Source organism: Herbaspirillum sp. alder98 (assembly GCF_020179755.1).
Classification (GTDB): Bacteria; Pseudomonadota; Gammaproteobacteria; order Burkholderiales; family Burkholderiaceae_D; genus Herbaspirillum.
On record NZ_JAIUCY010000003.1, the window covers coordinates 323,020 to 338,391 of the forward strand.

Genomic DNA, 15,372 nt, shown 5'->3' on the forward strand with positions numbered 1-15,372 from the left:
AGTCAGTTGCCCGCCACGATACCCATCACCGCCATGCGCACCGCGATGCCGAAAGTCACCTGCGGCAAGATCACCGCCTGGGCGCCGTCGGCCACGGCCGAGTCGATCTCGACGCCGCGGTTCATCGGGCCAGGGTGCATCACGATGGCGTCAGGCTTGGCCAGCGCCAGGCGTTCGGGCGTCAAGCCATAGCTCTTGAAGAATTCTTGCGCCGACGGCAGCAAGGCCCCGCTCATGCGTTCGTTCTGCAGGCGCAGCATGATGATGACGTCGACGTCCTTGAGACCTTCTTCCATGTTGTGGAAGACCCGCACGCCCATCTGCTCCAGGCCGCTCGGCAACAGCGTGCGCGGCCCGATGGCGCGCACTTCGGGCACGCCCAGCGTGGTCAGCGCATGAATGTCGGAGCGCGCCACGCGGCTGTGCAGGATGTCGCCGACGATGGCCACCCGCAGGTTGGAAAAGTCTTTCTTGTAGTGCCGGATGGTGTACATGTCCAGCAGCCCCTGGGTCGGGTGCGCGTGGCGACCGTCGCCGGCATTGACCACGTGCACGTGCGACTGCTTGGTGTCGATCAGGTGCTTGGCGATGAAGAACGGCGCACCCGATTGCGCGTGACGGACCACGAACATGTCGGCGTGCATCGCGGCCAGGTTGTCGATGGTGTCGAGCAGCGACTCGCCCTTGCTGGTGCTGGAGGCCTGGATGTTGAGGTTGATCACGTCGGCCGACAGGCGCTTGGAAGCGATCTCGAAGGTGGTGCGGGTGCGCGTGGAGTTCTCGAAGAACAGGTTGAACACGCTCTTGCCGCGCATCAGCGGCACCTTCTTGACCTCGCGGTCGCCAATGCTGACGAACGACGAAGCGGTGTCGAGGATGTGGGTCAGGATGGCGCGCGGCAAGCCTTCGATGGTCAGCAGGTGCTGCAGTTCGCCGTTCTTGTTCAGTTGTGGATTAAGCATGGACCACCGTCAGGGAAAATCGGCCGTCGTCGGCGCGTTGCAGATGCAGGGATTGCTGGCTTTCCAGCTGTACCGTGGCGGCCAGGAAGTCGGCAGCCACCGGCAATTCGCGCCCGCCCCGGTCCACCAGCGCGGCCAGCAGGATGCGCGCCGGACGACCGTAGTCGAACAGTTCGTTGATGGCCGCGCGCGTGGTGCGACCGGTATAGAGCACGTCGTCGATCAGGACGATGGTGGCGCCTTCGACGGCGAACGGGATCTGGCTCGGCTTGACGTCGGGGCGCAGGCCCTTCTCGGAGAAGTCGTCGCGGTAGAACGAGACGTCGATGAACCCCAGGCGCGACGCCAGCCCGAGTTCGGCGGCCAGCCGCTCGGCCAGCCAGGCGCCACCCGAATGGATGCCCACCAGTGCCACTTCGGTGGCGTCCTTCAAGCCGGCCCTGACCTGCTGCGCCAGTTGCTGGTACAGCGCTTCGGCGTCCAGCGCAGAAGCATCGTTATGTATTGTGCTCATGAATGTGCGTCGTCAAAGTATTGCTGCAAAATGATGGCGGCAGCGCGGTCGTCGATCAACTCGCCGCGCTGGGCGTTCAGCACCGCCGATGAATAGCGCTCGTCGACCAGCGTGACCTCGACCCCGAAGCGCCCATGCAACTGGTTGGCGAAGCGGCGGCAGCGCACGCTCATCTCGTGCTCGGCGCCGTCCGGATGCAACGGCAGCCCGACCACGCATTGCTGCGGCTGCCATTCGGCCATCAGGCGCGTGATCGCGGCGAACTTGCCGTCGTTGGTGGCCTCAGCGATCACCACCAGCGGCTGCGCCTGGCGCAGCACGGTGTTGCCCACGGCCACGCCGATGCGCTTGAGTCCGAAGTCGAAGGCAAGCAGGGTTCCCACGGCAGCCTCAGGCGCGTCCGGCGTCGCCAGACAGCATCACCGGGTCGATCCCCAGCAAGGCCAGCGCGGCGGTGAAGCGCTGCTCCACCGGCAATTCGAAGATGATGGCGGGATCGGCCTTGACCGTCAGCCAGCCGTTGCGACCCAGCTCCTGCTCGAGCTGGCCCGGGCTCCAGCCCGAACAACCCAGCGTGACCAGCACCCGCTCCGGGCCGTCGCCTTGCGCCACCGCTTCCAGCACATCCTTGGAGGTGGTCAGGGCGATCTCGTCGGTGACCTGCAGCGTCGACGAAAAACTGTTGGCCGTCGAATGCAGCACGAAACCGCGCTCGACCTGCACCGGGCCGCCGAACATCACCGGGCGACGATAGACGCCGGGCATCGCCTCTGGCGTATCGGGGCGGATCTCGAGGGTCAGGTTGATGCGTTCCAGCAGCACGTCCATGGTCATGTCCGTGGCCTTGTTGATCACCACCCCGAGGGCGCCGTTGTGGTTGTGCTCGCACAGGTACACCACGGTGCCGCCGAAGATCGGGTCGAGCATCGACGGCATGGCAATCAGGAAATGGTTGGTCAGGTCCAGCTCAAGGGGCTTCTGGTCGACGCCATCAGCATCGGCCGGGGCGTCGTCGCCACCGGGACCAGCAGCACTGGCTGCGGCGCGGCGCGTTCTGCCGCGGCGAAAAGGATCGATACCGCTGAAGGAAGGCGAGGATTCGTCCGAATCTTCGGCCAGCGGATGGAAGGGCGCGTTACGTCTCTTGATCATCCCGGCATTTTAGCAGTTTTGGCCGGGATCCCATGTGGATCCCGGCCAAGCGCGCCCCGTGCCGGCTGCCGGCCGCCAGCCCGGCGGCACCATCAGTTGCCTGAAAGCATGCTTTTCACCGCCTGCCGGGCCTGCGCGCCAAGCTCGGCCAGGTCCACGCCGGCAATCGCATCCTCGCGCACCACGGCGCGTCCGCCGACCCACATTGCCTTCAGGAAAGGCCGGCCACCCGAGACCACCGGGCCAATGGCCGGATCATGCAGGCCGAAGTAACGCGGATCATCCAGACGGTATAAGGCGATGTCAGCCTGCTGGCCAACCTGCAGGCCATCCAGCGCCGCCATTCCCAGTACGCGGGCGCCACCGGTCGTGCCCCAGCGCACCACGTCTTCCACCGTGGCCTCATCGGCGCCGCCCTCGAATCTGCCGCCGCGCCAGGTCGGGGTGGCTTCCTGGCCGCGCCGGGCACGCTGCATCAGCCAGGCGGCATGGGTTTCCGAGATCATGTCGGCGGCCTCGTTGGAGGCCGCGCCATCGACGCCGATGGACACCGCTACCCCGGCCGCCTCCAATGCCCGGATCGGCGCGATGCCGCTGCCCAGCCGGCCATTGCTCTGCGGGCAATGCGCAATGCCGGTGCCGGTCTGGCCCAGCAGACGGATTTCTTGCGGGTCGAGCTTGACCAGATGCGCGAACCACACGTCCGGTCCCAGCCAACCGATGCTTTCGCAGAATTCCACCGGGCTGCAGCCGTGCAGGGCCTGGGCGCTGTCCTGGTAACCCACGGTTTCGGAGAGATGGCTGTGCAGGCGCAAGCCCAGCTCCCGGCCGGCGATGGCGATCTCGCGCAGCTCCTCGGGCGCGGCAGAATACAGCGGCGTGGTCGGCGCCATCACCACCCGCCGCATCGAGGCCGCAGAAGGGTCATGGAAACGCTTGGTCAGTCGCTCCATGTCGGTGAGGAAGCCCTCCAGCGTCTCCGGCCGCAAGGCGCTCGGCAACTCGGCTTCGAGCTGCCGGGTGCGGGTGGCCGTGCCCCGGCACAGCACAAAGCGCAGACCCAGGCGCCCGGCCTCCTCGAACAGGATCTCTGAGGTATCGAAGGGCATGCCGGGGTAGTACAGGTAGTTATGATCAGCAATCGTGCCGCAGCCGGAACGCAGCAGTTCCACCATGCCGATGCGCGCCGCCAGGCGGAACAGCTCGGCATCGAATCTGGCGCGATAACGATAGGGCGTAGCCGCCAGCCAGGGCGTGAGCGTGGCGTTGATGCCCAGCGGATCGCCCTTCAATAGCGACTGGAACAGGTGATGATGGGTATTGACCCAGGCCGGATACGCCACGCAATCGCTGGCGTCGACCACCTCCTCGCCCGGCAGCGCGGCGAGCTGGCCGATGGCGGCAATCACGCCATCCTGCACACGGATGTCCGGGCCGGCATGGCGCGCCTGCGCGCCGGGCAAGCCCGTCATGATGGCTTGCAGGTTCCTGATCAGGAAGGTATTCATGTCATCTCGCTTTCATGCCAGCTGGCCAGCATGACCCGCGAGAGCGCACTCATCAGCCAGAACAGCAGGATGCCGCTCAGCGTGATCAGCAGCAGGGCCGCGAACAGGCGCGGGATGTTCAGCTGGAAACCGGCCTGCAGGATCTGGTAGGCCAGTCCCGAGCCAGTGCCGCCGGTGCCGGCCACGAACTCGGCCACCACCGCCCCGATCAGCGCCAGTCCGCTGGAAATGCGCAAGCCGGCGAAAAAATAAGGCAAGGCGCTGGGAATGCGCAAGCGCTTGAGGGTCTGCCAGCGCGAGGCCTTGTTCAACCGGAACAGGTTCAGCAAGCCCGGATTGACGCTACGCAGCCCCAGCGTGGTGTTGGAGATGATGGGGAACAGCGCCATGATGGTGGCGCACACCGTCAGCGCCGCCGTCGTGTCCTTGACCCAGATGATGATCAGCGGCGCAATGGCCACGATGGGCGTGACCTGCAGGATGATCGCATAGGGAAACAGGCTCACCTCGATGAAACGGCTCTGCACGAACACGAATGCAATCGCCACCCCCAGGATCACTGCCAGTGCGAAGGCCAGGAAAGTGATCTTCAGCGTCACCAGCAGTGAATCGAGCAGCATGCCCCAGTCCGCCAGCAGGGTCCTGGCGATCACCGCCGGCGTGGGCACCAGATAGGACGGCACTTGCAGCCACGTGCACACGATCTGCCACATCACTATCAGCGTGATGCCGATGGCCAGCGGCGCCACGACGCGCCAGAAGCCGGGACGGTTGACGAGCGGCTCAGTGTTCGGCTTCATGATCGCCTCCCTGCTGGTTAGCCAGCGTCAGGTAATCCGACAGCGTCTTGCAGTGCTGCATGAACGGCGCCGAGATGCGGAAGGCCTCGTCGCGCGGGCCCGGTGCATCGATGGCCACATCGGCGATCACCCGTCCCGGGCGCGCCGCCATCACAATCACCCGCGAAGACAGGAACACTGCCTCGTAGATGCTGTGGGTGACGAACACCACGGTCAGGTCGTGCTTGCTCCAGATGTCGCGCAGGTCGGCGTCGAGCCTGTTGCGGGTGAATTCATCCAGGGCGCCGAAGGGCTCATCCATGAGCAACAGGTTGGGCGAGGTCGCCAGCGCACGTGCAATCGAGGCGCGCATCTGCATGCCACCCGAGAGCTCACGCGGCAGCACCTGGCGGAATTTTTCCAGGCCGACCAGCTTCAGGGCTGCGGCCACCCGCGCATCGGACTGCGTGCGCGGCACGTGGCGCAAGTCCAGCGGCAGCCGCGCATTTTGCTCGACCGTCGCCCACGGCATCAGCGTGGCTTCCTGGAACACCATGGCCAGCGTGCGCTCGGGCGTGCCGACCGTTGCCAGGTTGCCGCCCCACCAGCGCAGTTGCCCATGGGACGGCTCTTCCAGCCCGGCGAACATCTTCAGCAAGGTGCTCTTGCCGCAACCCGACGGCCCCAGCAACGAGACGAACTCACCCCGGCCGATATCCAGCCTGACCTCGTCCAGCGCCCGGGTGCCGTTGCGGTAGGTCTTTTCCACCCGCTGCGCCGACAGCACCGGCGCCGCGGCCGGCGCGGCCCGCTCCTGCTCCCACGCCGCGGCATGCGACATGGCGTGATCGTCTCTGTCCATGGAATCTCCTGGTAGGTTCATGCAGCGGGATGGATGCGGAACACTTCGGATTCGCCGTGCTCTTGCAGCAATTGCAGCAGCATGCGGCGCATCATGAGGCCGGGTCGGTCGGACGCCATGTGAAATTCCTGGCGGCGTCGCACGTCGATGCAGGCATCGGGGTCGGTGGCTTCGAGGATCTCCCGGTCTTCCACCAGGATGGGCGCATCCCAGGCGATCAGCTCGGCCTCGGGACACTCTTCTTCGGTATCGTTGCGGTACAGCCATTGCGACAGCATGATGGCGCCATCATCAATGGGCGTGGCGCAGTTGTAGATGATGTGGTGGCGCCCGGTCTCCGGATAGGTGCAACCGAAGCGGCGCACGAAAGGCAGGTACCAGCGGTTGAACATGTGGCGCACCGTGGTGTCGGCGGTACTGCCGGTGACGCGGTGGCTGGCCGGCACGTTCTTGATCGGCACGCGGGTCTCGGCCTCGAAGCCGTAGTCGGTTTCCTCGATCTCGTACTTCTCCGGCTTGGGCTGGTCGTACAGGCCGAAGGTGGCACGGTGCACGTAGCTGAAGTGGGAGTTGTCGAAGGAATTTTCCATCATGCGCAGCGCGCTGGTATCCCAGCGCTCGTAGAACTGGAAGATGCGGCGATAGCCGGGCGCGCCATCTTCCGGGAAATCCGGAATCTCACGCAGCGGATCTTCCAGCGCCACCCAGACGTAGCCATAGCGCTCCTTGCAGTGATAGGCCTTCACGCAAGCGCCCGAGGGTACCGCGCCATCGAGGTTTTGCGGCACGCGCACGCAGGCGCCTGCGCCGTTGTAGGTCCAGCCGTGATAGCCGCAGACGATATTGCCGTTCTCCACGAACCCCTTGGACAACCTGGCCGTGCGATGGCAGCAGCGATCCTCCAAGGCGGCGGGACTGCCGTCCTGTTTCAACCAGAGCACCAGCTTCTCGCCCAGCAACGTGAACGGTTGCGGGCCCGCCGTCAGTTGCGAGATGGGCATGAGCGCGTACCAGAACTTGCGCAACACTCTTTGTTGGGTCACCAGCATGCTGCTACTCCTTGTGCATGGGCCGCGAACCAGATGGATCCACGGCGATCCGGCCGGCGTGCCAACACGGTCGCCTTCGCCGGAAAAAACGAAAACCGAAAAACCAGGTTGACCACGAGCTGCCAGGTTCAGGGCATGACCTTCATGTCCTTGACGAACTGGGTGGTGTAGGCCTTGCGATAATCGGTGCCGGCCTTGAGCAGGCCGGTGGCCACCATGACGTCATAGGTCTGTTTCCAGCGCTCGTCGGTCATCACGCCGATGCCCAGCCTGGCGGCATCGCCGCCGGTGACCACCTTCAACTCCTTGAGCTTGCCCAATGCATAGGCCAGTTGTTCGTCGCTCATGTTCTTGTTGTCCTGCTTGATGAGCGCGTTGGCCGGCGCCGGGTCTTCCAGGTAGCTTTTCCAGCCTTCGGCGGTGGCCCTGACGAAACGCTGCACCAGATCGGGCCTGGTGGCCACCGTCTTCTGCAAGGTGATGATGGTGGTGCCATAGGGCGGATAGCCTTCGCTGGCGAACAGGAAGAACTTGCTCTTCACGCCCGCCTTGTCGGCCTGGAACAGCTCCGACGAGGGATAGGCCTGCTGCGCGATGCCGGGGTCGGCGAAGAAGGGCTGCAGGTTGAAGGTGTAGGCCCGGGATTGCGCATCGGTGTAGCCATACTTGGACTTGAGCCAAGGCCACCAGCTCGACTGGCCCGAACCTGCCACCAGGATGGTCTTGTTCTTCAGGCCGCCCAGGCTGGCGACGTCGTCATGCGTCATCATTCCTTGCAGATCGGACTGGAAGGAAGCGCCCACGGTGACCAGCGGCAAGCCCTGCTCGATGCCCTTCATGACCGTGAAGTCATAGCCCATGCTGAAATCGGCCTGCCCGGCTACCAGGATCTGCATGTTGTTGACCTGCGGGCCGCCCATCTTGATGGTCACGTCCATGCCGTACTTCTTGTAGATGCCCTTGGCCACGGCCTGGTAGAAGCCGCCATGCTCGGCCTGGGCATACCAGTTCGACAGCAGGGTGACCTTGTCTTCGGCATGGGCCATGCCGGCCATCTGCCAGGCGGCGGCGCCTAGTGCCAGGGCGGCGATATGCCGCATGAATGTCCGTTTTTGCATCGCTTGCTTTTTCATGGCCTTCCTCTCCAGGTGGGTTGAACTTGCATCGACAAATCGAGACATCAGCAATCGGGCGCCAGCGAGCGGGTGCGGTCGACGGCGGGCATGAGCGCAATCAGGTATTGGTCACGCAGTTGAGATGTGTTGTACAGAAAACAGGAACGCACCCGCCCCGACCGCAGATGGGCATGGCTTGATGCATCAGGAAACGGGAAAGCCCGCGCAGGCGGCAGGAATGACAGCGAAGGCGAAGGCGCGCGGGCAATGTACATGGTCTCGTGTCCTGGCGAACGATCAGGACCATCGGCGTGTGCCGATGGCGTCACGAGCAATGCCCCGCAGGACGGTAAGTGCTACCGACTGCTAGCCGCTTCTACTCACATCATTTGCTAGCAAACGACGTGCCAACCCGGGATGCGCCGGATCCGCCCGGTGTAGCCAGGCGTTTTTGCCGATCACCAATGAAAAAGGGACGGAAAGCTCCGTCCCTTGCACCACTTGCCCGCATAAATTGGTGCGCGCCGCCTTGATCTGCATCGGATGCGCACCAATAAGAGGCTGGCCTCAAGCCACGCCGTGCTGCTTGAAGAAAGCCAGCACCTTGGTCCAGGCATCCTTGGCGTCGGCCTCGACATAGCTGGGGCGATAGTCAGCATTGAAGGCGTGGCCGGAATTGGCGTAGACGTGGAATTCCGACTTGTTGCCGGCCTTCTGCAAGGCTTCCTTCATCTGCTCGACGGTGGAGACCGGGATGCCCTGGTCCTTGCCGCCATAGAGGCCGATGACGGGCGTCTTCAGGGTGGCGGCAATGTCGATCGGCTGCTGCGGCGCCAGCGCGGTCTTGTCGCCCACCAGGCGACCATACCAGGCAGCACCGGCCTTGACCTTGGGGTTGTGAGCGCTGTAGAGCCACACCACGCGGCCGCCCCAGCAGAAACCGTTGATGCCCAGGCGGCTGGTGTCGCCGCCATTCTCGCCGGCCCATTTGACATAGGCATCGAGGTCGCCCAGCACCTGCTCATCGGGCACCTTGCTGATGATTTCCTTCTGCAGCTCGGCAATCGAGGTGTAAGACTGCGGATTGCCCTGGCGCACGAAGAAATCCGGCGCGATCGCCAGGTAGCCCAACTTGGCGAAACGGCGCGCGATGTCGGCGATGTGCTCGTGCACGCCGAAGATCTCGGACACCACGATGATCACCGGCAGGTGGGTCTTGCCTTCGGGCTGGGCGCGGTAGGCGGGCACGCGCTGGCCGTTGACGGTGATGGCGACTTCACCGGCGGTCAGGCCCGCGGTGTCGGTCTTGATCATCGTCTGGGCGCAGACCGGCAGCACGGCGGCGGCAAAACCGGTGCCCAGTGCAGTCTTGAGAAAGGTGCGGCGATCGGCGGTATCCGGCAGCTTGCTTTGTCCCAGCAGGCTGTCGATGTCATTGCGAAAGTCGTTCATCAGCGGTTCTCCAAGGGTTGATGGAAGGGTTCCCACGCCGGAGTCTACCTGCAAACAGATCAGCCGTAGTAGGGGTACAGGCGCGACTGGTCCATGAACGCGTGGTAGTGCACCACCACCCCCTGCTCGCGCAGGCTCAGCACCGCATAGGCGGGCGGTTCCATCGAGGTGGTGGCCGGCCCGGTGAGGGTAAAGTCCAGCGCATGCTGGTGATTGGTGCCCGGCACCGTCGAGAACGGGGTGCCATACCAGCTGCCGCCGGACGGGCGATGCACGTGACCCGAGAACATGTGCCGCACATTGCCGTGCTTGCGCACCAGGGCGCGCAGGTCGGCCTCTTCGCGCAGGCGGATCCAGTCCATCGAGGGCAGGTCGAGCTCGAACGGCGGGTGATGCGAAAACAGGTAGGCGTGACGCCCCTGCGCGGCCTGCAACTGTTGGTCCAGCCAGGCCAGGCGCTGCTCGCACAGGCGCCCTTCGTGGGTGCCGGGATGCTTGGTGTCGAGAAAGATCAGCCGCGCCTGGCCGCTGTCGTGGTGGTGCTGGACGAAGCCGTTGTCGTCGACCGGCGCCTGCGGGAAGACGCGGCGAAACACCTCGCGCTCGTCATGATTGCCCAGCAACAGTTGCACCGGCAGCTTCAGGGCCTGCAGGCAATCGGCCAGCAGGCGGTAGGATGGCTCGTCGCCGTCGTGGGTCAGGTCACCGGTGATGACCACCAGTTCGGCATCGGCATGATGGGTATTGATGTGGTCGATGCATTGGCGAAAGCGCTGCACCGGATCTTCGCCGAACAGCAGGTTGCCGTCCGGCACCAGGTGGATGTCGGAAACTTGGATGACTTTCATGGGTGTGCGATCAGGAATTGAAATCGGGGAATGGAAAAAGGTTTAGCGGATGCCGGCGCGCAGGAACGCCTGCACGAACTGCCGCTGGAACACCAGGAAGGCCAGCAGCAGGGGCGCCACCGTCATCAGCGTGGCGGCGCTGATGACGGCGATGTTGACGCCGCTTTCGGGCGCTGCAAACAGCGACAGCCCCACCGTCAGCGGACGCGTCGACGGCGAATTGGTCACGATCAATGGCCACAGGAAGTTATTCCAGTGGGTCGCCACCGACACCAGCGCATAGGCCAGGTAAGTCGGGCGCGCGGCCGGCACGTAGACCCGCCGCAACACGCCGAACCAGCCGCAGCCCTCGATGCGGGCCGCTTCTTCCAGCTCGCGCGGAATCTGCATGAAACTCTGGCGCAACAGGAAGATGCCGAAGGCGCTGGCCATGTAGGGCAAGGCCATCCCCAGCGTGCTGTCGAGCAGGCCCAGGCGCCCCACCATCGCGTAGTTCTCGACGATCAGGATCTCGGGCAGCACGAACAACTGCAGCAGCACCAGCATGAACACGACCTGCTTGCCGACGAACTCGAAACGCGCGAAGGCAAACCCGGCCAGCGTACACAGCGCGAACTGGCCGACCAGGATCAGCGTGGCCAGGCAAAAGGTATTGAAGAAATAATTCAGCCAGGGCGCAGCGGCCCAGGCGTAGCGAAAATTATCCAGCACCAGCGGCGCACGCCAGTCGAAGGACAAGGCCGCATGCGAATCGTGAAACGCCGCCCACAACGCAAACAACAGTGGCGCCACCCAGGCCGCGGCCAGCAGCCAGGCGCAGCCGGTGTCGAGCAGCCAGGCCAGGCGCTGGCCGGACTCGGTGCTGGCGGGCGCGCTTTCGACAGGCTGCAGGATCGCAGCAGGTTTGGTCATCATGGTCTTAGCGGTAATGGATGCGACGGTCGAACACCAGCAGTTGCACGGCGGCGATGACGCCCAGCACGGCGATGGCCAATACCGTCATGACGGCAGCGCTGGCCTGGTCGAGATAGGCGAAGGCCATTTCCCAGATCCAGTACAGGATCAGCTTGGAGGCATTGTCCGGACCGCCCTTGGTGAGAATGAAGAGATGGTCGATCAGGCGCACCGAGTTGATCAGCGCATTGACCAGCACGAACAAAGTGGTCGGCATCAACAGCGGCAGCACCACGCGACGGGTGTAAGCCCAGCGGCTGGCGCCCTCCAGTTGCGAGGCTTCGCGCAACTCGGGCGGGATCGCCTGCAGCGCCGCCAGGTAGAACAGCATGAAGAAACCGGACTCCTTCCACACCGTCACCGCCATCACCGCCCACAACGCCGTGCCCGGCTGCCCCAGCCAGTTGGTGGGGCCGATGCCGAACAGCGCCGCGAGATGGTCGAGCAGACCCAACCCCGGGGTATAGAAGAACAACCACAGGTTGGCCGCCGCAATCATCGGCAACATGGTGGGCGTGAAGAACGCCGTGCGCACCAGCGAGCGCCCGCCGATACGCCCGTTGGCCCACAAGGCCATCGCCAGCGCCAGGGCGATCGACAGCGGCACGGTCACGGCGGCGTACAGCAAGTTGTTGCCGGCCACCTGCCAGAACACCGGATCGTCCAGCAGCGCGCGATAGTTGTCGATGCCGGCGAACACGCTGGGCCGGCGCGCGGTGGCCCGGGTGTTCAGGCTGGCCCAGAAGGTGGCGGCCATGGGCCAGAACGCAAACAGGGTCAGCAGCACCATGGCCGGGCTGAGCAAGCCCCAGGCAAGCAGGGTGTGGGCGCGCCGGGTGAGCGCTGCCGGCGTGAGCGACGTGGAGGACAAACGCATGTCAGCGATAGGGTTTCAACAGGCGTTCGGCCGCGGCCTGGGCCTCGTCCATCGCCTGCTTGGGCGTCTTGGTGCCGGTCAGCGCGGCCTGGATCGCGTTGGACAAGACCTCACGCACGCGCGCGGTCTGCTCGGTGGAAAACTCGGGGACCGCCACCGCCAGCTGGTCGCGCGCCACCAGCGCCTGCGGGAAGGTCTTGGTGTAGTCGCGCAGGGCAGCGGTGTCGTAGGCGGCCGGGCTGGTGCCAACGTAGCCGGTTGCAATCGACCAGCGGGCGGCGCGCTCAGGCGCCGTCATCCAGCGCACGAAGGTCAGCGAAGCGGTCTTCTGGGCCGCAGTGGCGCCCTTGAACAGATAGAAATTGCCGCCGCCCACGGGCGAGCCGGGTTGCTTGTTGGCCGGCAGCATGGCCACGCCGAAATCGAACTTGGCCTCTTGCCTGACGGCGGTGAGATTGCCGGTGGTGTGCCACATCATGGCGGTCTGCCCCTGCACGAAGGCCTGGCGCAAGGTGCCCCACTCGATGGCGCCGGCAGGCATCACCTTATGCGTCGCCGCCAGTGCGCGCCAGAATTCCAGCGCCTCGATCGCGGCCGGGCTGTTGAAGCTGACCTGGGTGCCTTCCTTGTTCATCAGCTCCACACCGTTCTGGATCGCGAACGCCTGGAACATCCAGTACGGATAGCCGGTGGAGGGAATCATCAACCCGTACTTGCCGTTGCCGCTCAGGCGAGTGGCGGCGGCGACCATTTCCTTCCAGGTCCTGGGCGGCGCATCGGGGTTCAGGCCGGCGGCGCGGAACATGTCCTTGTTGTAGAACATCACCAGCGTCGAGCGCTGGAAAGGAATGCCCCATACGTGGCCGCCGATGGTGCCGTTGGCCATCAGGCCGGGATAGAAGCCTTGCAGCCAGGCGCGGTCGGCCGGCGTGGTGGCCAGGGTATCGAAAGGCTCGATCAGGCCCTGGTCGATCAGGTCATAGGTATCGAGCGCGCCCAGCACCGACAGTTGCGCCGGCTGGCCGCCCTTCAACGCCGACAGCGCGCGCACCCGGGTTTCGTCGTAGTTGCCGGAATACACGGCCTTGACCTTGATCTCGGGGTGCCCCTTTTCGAATTCGCCGATCAAGCCATCCATGACGGTCGTCAGCGGGCCGCCCACCGCAATCGGGTAATACATGGTCAGCTCGGTGGCGGCATGCGCCGCGCTGGCGGAAAACAGTGAAATGGCCAGCGCGGTCTTGCGCAGGAAACGGTTCAGCATGGGAATCCTTTCGTGAAAAATGGAGAATCAGCGCACCACGGCCAGCGGTACCGGTGCGCTCCTGGGCGCAATCGCCAGGCGACGGCCGTCGGCGCTGTCGAAGTAATGGGCATCGGCGCCGTCCCAGCACAGGCCGACCCGCTCGCCAGGCTGGAGCGTGGTCTTACCGGCGACGCGCACGATCACCGGTTCGCTCTCGGTGCGCACCGAGAGCGCGGACAGCGACAGGTAGACATACGACTCGGCGCCCTGGAACTCGACGCCGGTCACCAGGCCGGCCAGCGCGCCATTGGTCAGCGGACGCAAATGCAGGTGCTCCGGACGCACGCCCACCAGGGTGGCGCTGCCCGGCTCACAGCCGCCCCGCAGTGCCTGCGGCAAGGCCGAGGCAGGCATCAGCATCATCGGCGGGCTGCCGATGAAACCGGCGGCGAAGGCATTGGCCGGGCGCTCGTACAGCTCGGTGGGCGTGCCGCTCTGCACGATGCTCCCGCCCTGCATCAGCACGATCTTGTCGGCCATGCCCATGGCTTCGGTCTGGTCGTGCGTGACATACACCACCGTCATGCCCAGACGCTGCTGCAAGGCGCGGATTTCATGGCGCACCGTGTGGCGCAACTTGGCGTCGAGGTTCGATAGCGGCTCATCCATCAGGCAGATCGAATGCCCCGCCACCACGGCGCGCGCCAACGCCACCCGCTGCCGCTGGCCGCCCGACAGCTGGCCCGGCCGGCGCAGCTCCAGCCCCTGCAGGTTGGTCAATGCCAGCGCCTCGCGCAGACGGCTGCTGCGTTCGCTGGCCGGCATGCCGCGCACCTGCAGGCCGAAGCAGATGTTGTCGGCCACGTTCAGGTGCGGAAACAAGGCGTATGACTGGAACACCATCGACAGCCCGCGCGCACCGGGCGCGGCTGCCGTCATGTCGCGCCCATGGATGTCGACGCTGCCACTGTCGGGCGCTTCCAGCCCCGCGATCAGGCGCAGCAAGGTCGACTTGCCGCAACCGGATGGCCCCAGCAACGCCACCAGCTGGCCACGTTCGATATCGAGGTCGAGCGGCTTGATGACCTGGTTGGCCTGCCACGACTTGGACACGCCCCGCAGGCGCAAGGCAATCGCGCTCATGCTGCCTGCTCCTGGCGTGAAGTGACCACCACTTCGGTCTTGCCGTCCAGCATGGCGGCCAGATGCGGCGCCAGCGGCAGGTCGGTGACGACGATGGCGGCGTCCGACAGGTGACCGCCACGCACCGGCACGGTACGGCCGAACTTGGAGTGATCGGTCACCAGCACCTGGGTCCGGCAGCTTTCGCGCAATGCCAGACGCGAACTGGATTCCATGCGATCGAAGTCGAGCAGCGTGCCGTCGGCATCCACCCCGCCCACGCCGCAGATGCCATAGTCGGCACGGAAGCTGCGAAACAGCTTGTCGGCGTCGGCGCCCAGTATCTCGGGATTGGGAAAACGCAGCGTGCCACCCGGCACGATGACCTGGTTGTTCTGGTTGGTCGACAACGCCAATGCGGCCCGCAGGTTATTGGTCACCACCGTCAGGTGATCATGTTCCGACAGCGCCAGCGCCACCTGTTCGGGCGTGGTGCCGATGCCGATCAACACGCTGCTGCCATTGGGGATCAGGCGCGCGACGGCGGCGCCGATGTCGGCCTTCTGCGCCAGGTTGTTGACCCGGCGCGTCTCGTAGGGCTGATTGCGGGTAGCCTGGATCATCTCTGCGCCGCCATGCCGCCGGCGCAGGATATCGGCGTCGCACAGGGCATTGATATCGCGCCGGATGGTCTGCGGGGTGACCGCGAAGTGCTCGGCCAGGCGCTCCATGGTCATGAAGCCATGCTGGCGAAACAGCGCGACGATTTCGTTGTGGCGCAACGCCACAGGCTTGGCAGGAGGTTTGCCCGACATGGTCACCAACGGATTCGAATGAAAGTGACCCGGAGGATATCGATCGATTGTTACCGCCAAATGACCGTTCACACCCGCTTTCGTTTTCACATGAACGCGTTCGGATGTTCATATCGA

At 64.9% G+C, this 15,372-nt stretch carries 17 protein-coding genes; all 17 read right to left on the minus strand.

All coding sequences use genetic code 11. The features are described from left to right. Positions 1 to 2: 2 nt before the first annotated feature. On the minus strand, positions 3 to 962 hold the full coding sequence (locus LBW87_RS09370; RefSeq protein WP_225201176.1) for an aspartate carbamoyltransferase catalytic subunit: 960 nt from the start codon (positions 960 to 962) through the stop codon (positions 3 to 5). Further along, positions 955 to 1,476 (minus strand): bifunctional pyr operon transcriptional regulator/uracil phosphoribosyltransferase PyrR, encoded by a 522-nt coding sequence (pyrR, locus tag LBW87_RS09375; RefSeq protein WP_225201177.1) that lies wholly within the window; start codon positions 1,474 to 1,476, stop codon positions 955 to 957. Before pyrR ends, LBW87_RS09370 begins: the two co-directional genes overlap by 8 nt. Then, positions 1,473 to 1,859, minus strand: a complete 387-nt coding sequence (gene ruvX, locus LBW87_RS09380) for a Holliday junction resolvase RuvX (protein WP_225201178.1) — start codon at positions 1,857 to 1,859, stop codon at positions 1,473 to 1,475. Before ruvX ends, pyrR begins: the two co-directional genes overlap by 4 nt. Positions 1,860 to 1,866: 7 nt before the next feature. Next, on the minus strand, positions 1,867 to 2,628 hold the full coding sequence (locus LBW87_RS09385) for a YqgE/AlgH family protein (RefSeq protein WP_225201179.1): 762 nt from the start codon (positions 2,626 to 2,628) through the stop codon (positions 1,867 to 1,869). A gap of 92 nt (positions 2,629 to 2,720) precedes the next feature. Next, positions 2,721 to 4,136, minus strand: a complete 1,416-nt coding sequence (locus tag LBW87_RS09390) for an amidohydrolase family protein (RefSeq protein WP_225201180.1) — start codon at positions 4,134 to 4,136, stop codon at positions 2,721 to 2,723. Then, entirely contained in the window at positions 4,133 to 4,936 is an 804-nt protein-coding gene (locus LBW87_RS09395) for an ABC transporter permease (protein ID WP_225201181.1), read from the minus strand. Before LBW87_RS09395 ends, LBW87_RS09390 begins: the two co-directional genes overlap by 4 nt. Continuing rightward, a complete protein-coding gene (locus LBW87_RS09400) occupies positions 4,920 to 5,777 on the minus strand; it encodes an ABC transporter ATP-binding protein (protein WP_225201182.1) in 858 nt (285 codons plus the stop codon). Before LBW87_RS09400 ends, LBW87_RS09395 begins: the two co-directional genes overlap by 17 nt. 17 nt (positions 5,778 to 5,794) lie before the next feature. Continuing rightward, entirely contained in the window at positions 5,795 to 6,826 is a 1,032-nt protein-coding gene (locus LBW87_RS09405; protein WP_225201183.1) for an aromatic ring-hydroxylating oxygenase subunit alpha, read from the minus strand. A gap of 128 nt (positions 6,827 to 6,954) precedes the next feature. After that, positions 6,955 to 7,959 carry an ABC transporter substrate-binding protein gene (locus LBW87_RS09410; RefSeq protein WP_225201184.1) on the minus strand — a complete coding sequence of 335 codons (1,005 nt, stop codon included), beginning with the start codon at positions 7,957 to 7,959 and terminating at the stop codon, positions 6,955 to 6,957. A gap of 47 nt (positions 7,960 to 8,006) precedes the next feature. Beyond that, the gene (locus LBW87_RS09415; protein ID WP_225201185.1) at positions 8,007 to 8,216 is read right to left on the minus strand and encodes a hypothetical protein; all 210 of its coding nucleotides are present in this window, start codon (positions 8,214 to 8,216) and stop codon (positions 8,007 to 8,009) included. A 292-nt stretch (positions 8,217 to 8,508) separates the two neighbouring features. Then, entirely contained in the window at positions 8,509 to 9,393 is an 885-nt protein-coding gene (locus LBW87_RS09420) for a dienelactone hydrolase family protein (protein ID WP_225201186.1), read from the minus strand. Between the two features lie 59 nt (positions 9,394 to 9,452). After that, positions 9,453 to 10,241 carry a phosphodiesterase gene (locus tag LBW87_RS09425; RefSeq protein WP_225201187.1) on the minus strand — a complete coding sequence of 263 codons (789 nt, stop codon included), beginning with the start codon at positions 10,239 to 10,241 and terminating at the stop codon, positions 9,453 to 9,455. A gap of 42 nt (positions 10,242 to 10,283) precedes the next feature. Beyond that, a complete protein-coding gene (locus LBW87_RS09430; RefSeq protein ID WP_413927632.1) occupies positions 10,284 to 11,156 on the minus strand; it encodes a carbohydrate ABC transporter permease in 873 nt (290 codons plus the stop codon). A 4-nt stretch (positions 11,157 to 11,160) separates the two neighbouring features. After that, the gene (locus LBW87_RS09435) at positions 11,161 to 12,072 is read right to left on the minus strand and encodes a carbohydrate ABC transporter permease (protein WP_225201188.1); all 912 of its coding nucleotides are present in this window, start codon (positions 12,070 to 12,072) and stop codon (positions 11,161 to 11,163) included. Between the two features lies 1 nt (position 12,073). Further along, positions 12,074 to 13,336 (minus strand): ABC transporter substrate-binding protein, encoded by a 1,263-nt coding sequence (locus LBW87_RS09440; RefSeq protein ID WP_225201189.1) that lies wholly within the window; start codon positions 13,334 to 13,336, stop codon positions 12,074 to 12,076. 27 nt (positions 13,337 to 13,363) lie between these two features. After that, positions 13,364 to 14,461, minus strand: a complete 1,098-nt coding sequence (locus tag LBW87_RS09445; protein ID WP_225201190.1) for an ABC transporter ATP-binding protein — start codon at positions 14,459 to 14,461, stop codon at positions 13,364 to 13,366. Beyond that, a complete protein-coding gene (locus LBW87_RS09450) occupies positions 14,458 to 15,255 on the minus strand; it encodes a DeoR/GlpR family DNA-binding transcription regulator (RefSeq protein ID WP_225201191.1) in 798 nt (265 codons plus the stop codon). Before LBW87_RS09450 ends, LBW87_RS09445 begins: the two co-directional genes overlap by 4 nt. Positions 15,256 to 15,372: the final 117 nt, after the last annotated feature.

Excerpts from the sequence above, each read along its gene's own strand:
- LBW87_RS09400 (WP_225201182.1), bottom strand. The coding sequence starts at position 5,777 with ATGGACAGAGACGATCACGCCATGTCGCATGCCGCGGCGTGGGAGCAG.
- LBW87_RS09370 (WP_225201176.1), bottom strand. The coding sequence starts at position 962 with ATGCTTAATCCACAACTGAACAAGAACGGCGAACTGCAGCACCTGCTG.
- LBW87_RS09435 (WP_225201188.1), bottom strand. The coding sequence starts at position 12,072 with ATGCGTTTGTCCTCCACGTCGCTCACGCCGGCAGCGCTCACCCGGCGC.
- LBW87_RS09385 (WP_225201179.1), bottom strand. The coding sequence starts at position 2,628 with ATGATCAAGAGACGTAACGCGCCCTTCCATCCGCTGGCCGAAGATTCG.
- LBW87_RS09445 (WP_225201190.1), bottom strand. The coding sequence starts at position 14,461 with ATGAGCGCGATTGCCTTGCGCCTGCGGGGCGTGTCCAAGTCGTGGCAG.
- LBW87_RS09395 (WP_225201181.1), bottom strand. The coding sequence starts at position 4,936 with ATGAAGCCGAACACTGAGCCGCTCGTCAACCGTCCCGGCTTCTGGCGC.
- pyrR (WP_225201177.1), bottom strand. The coding sequence starts at position 1,476 with ATGAGCACAATACATAACGATGCTTCTGCGCTGGACGCCGAAGCGCTG.
- LBW87_RS09420 (WP_225201186.1), bottom strand. The coding sequence starts at position 9,393 with ATGAACGACTTTCGCAATGACATCGACAGCCTGCTGGGACAAAGCAAG.
- LBW87_RS09430 (WP_413927632.1), bottom strand. The coding sequence starts at position 11,156 with ATGATGACCAAACCTGCTGCGATCCTGCAGCCTGTCGAAAGCGCGCCC.
- LBW87_RS09440 (WP_225201189.1), bottom strand. The coding sequence starts at position 13,336 with ATGCTGAACCGTTTCCTGCGCAAGACCGCGCTGGCCATTTCACTGTTT.
- LBW87_RS09405 (WP_225201183.1), bottom strand. The coding sequence starts at position 6,826 with ATGCTGGTGACCCAACAAAGAGTGTTGCGCAAGTTCTGGTACGCGCTC.
- LBW87_RS09425 (WP_225201187.1), bottom strand. The coding sequence starts at position 10,241 with ATGAAAGTCATCCAAGTTTCCGACATCCACCTGGTGCCGGACGGCAAC.
- LBW87_RS09410 (WP_225201184.1), bottom strand. The coding sequence starts at position 7,959 with ATGAAAAAGCAAGCGATGCAAAAACGGACATTCATGCGGCATATCGCC.
- LBW87_RS09450 (WP_225201191.1), bottom strand. The coding sequence starts at position 15,255 with ATGTCGGGCAAACCTCCTGCCAAGCCTGTGGCGTTGCGCCACAACGAA.
- LBW87_RS09415 (WP_225201185.1), bottom strand. The coding sequence starts at position 8,216 with ATGTACATTGCCCGCGCGCCTTCGCCTTCGCTGTCATTCCTGCCGCCT.
- LBW87_RS09390 (WP_225201180.1), bottom strand. The coding sequence starts at position 4,136 with ATGAATACCTTCCTGATCAGGAACCTGCAAGCCATCATGACGGGCTTG.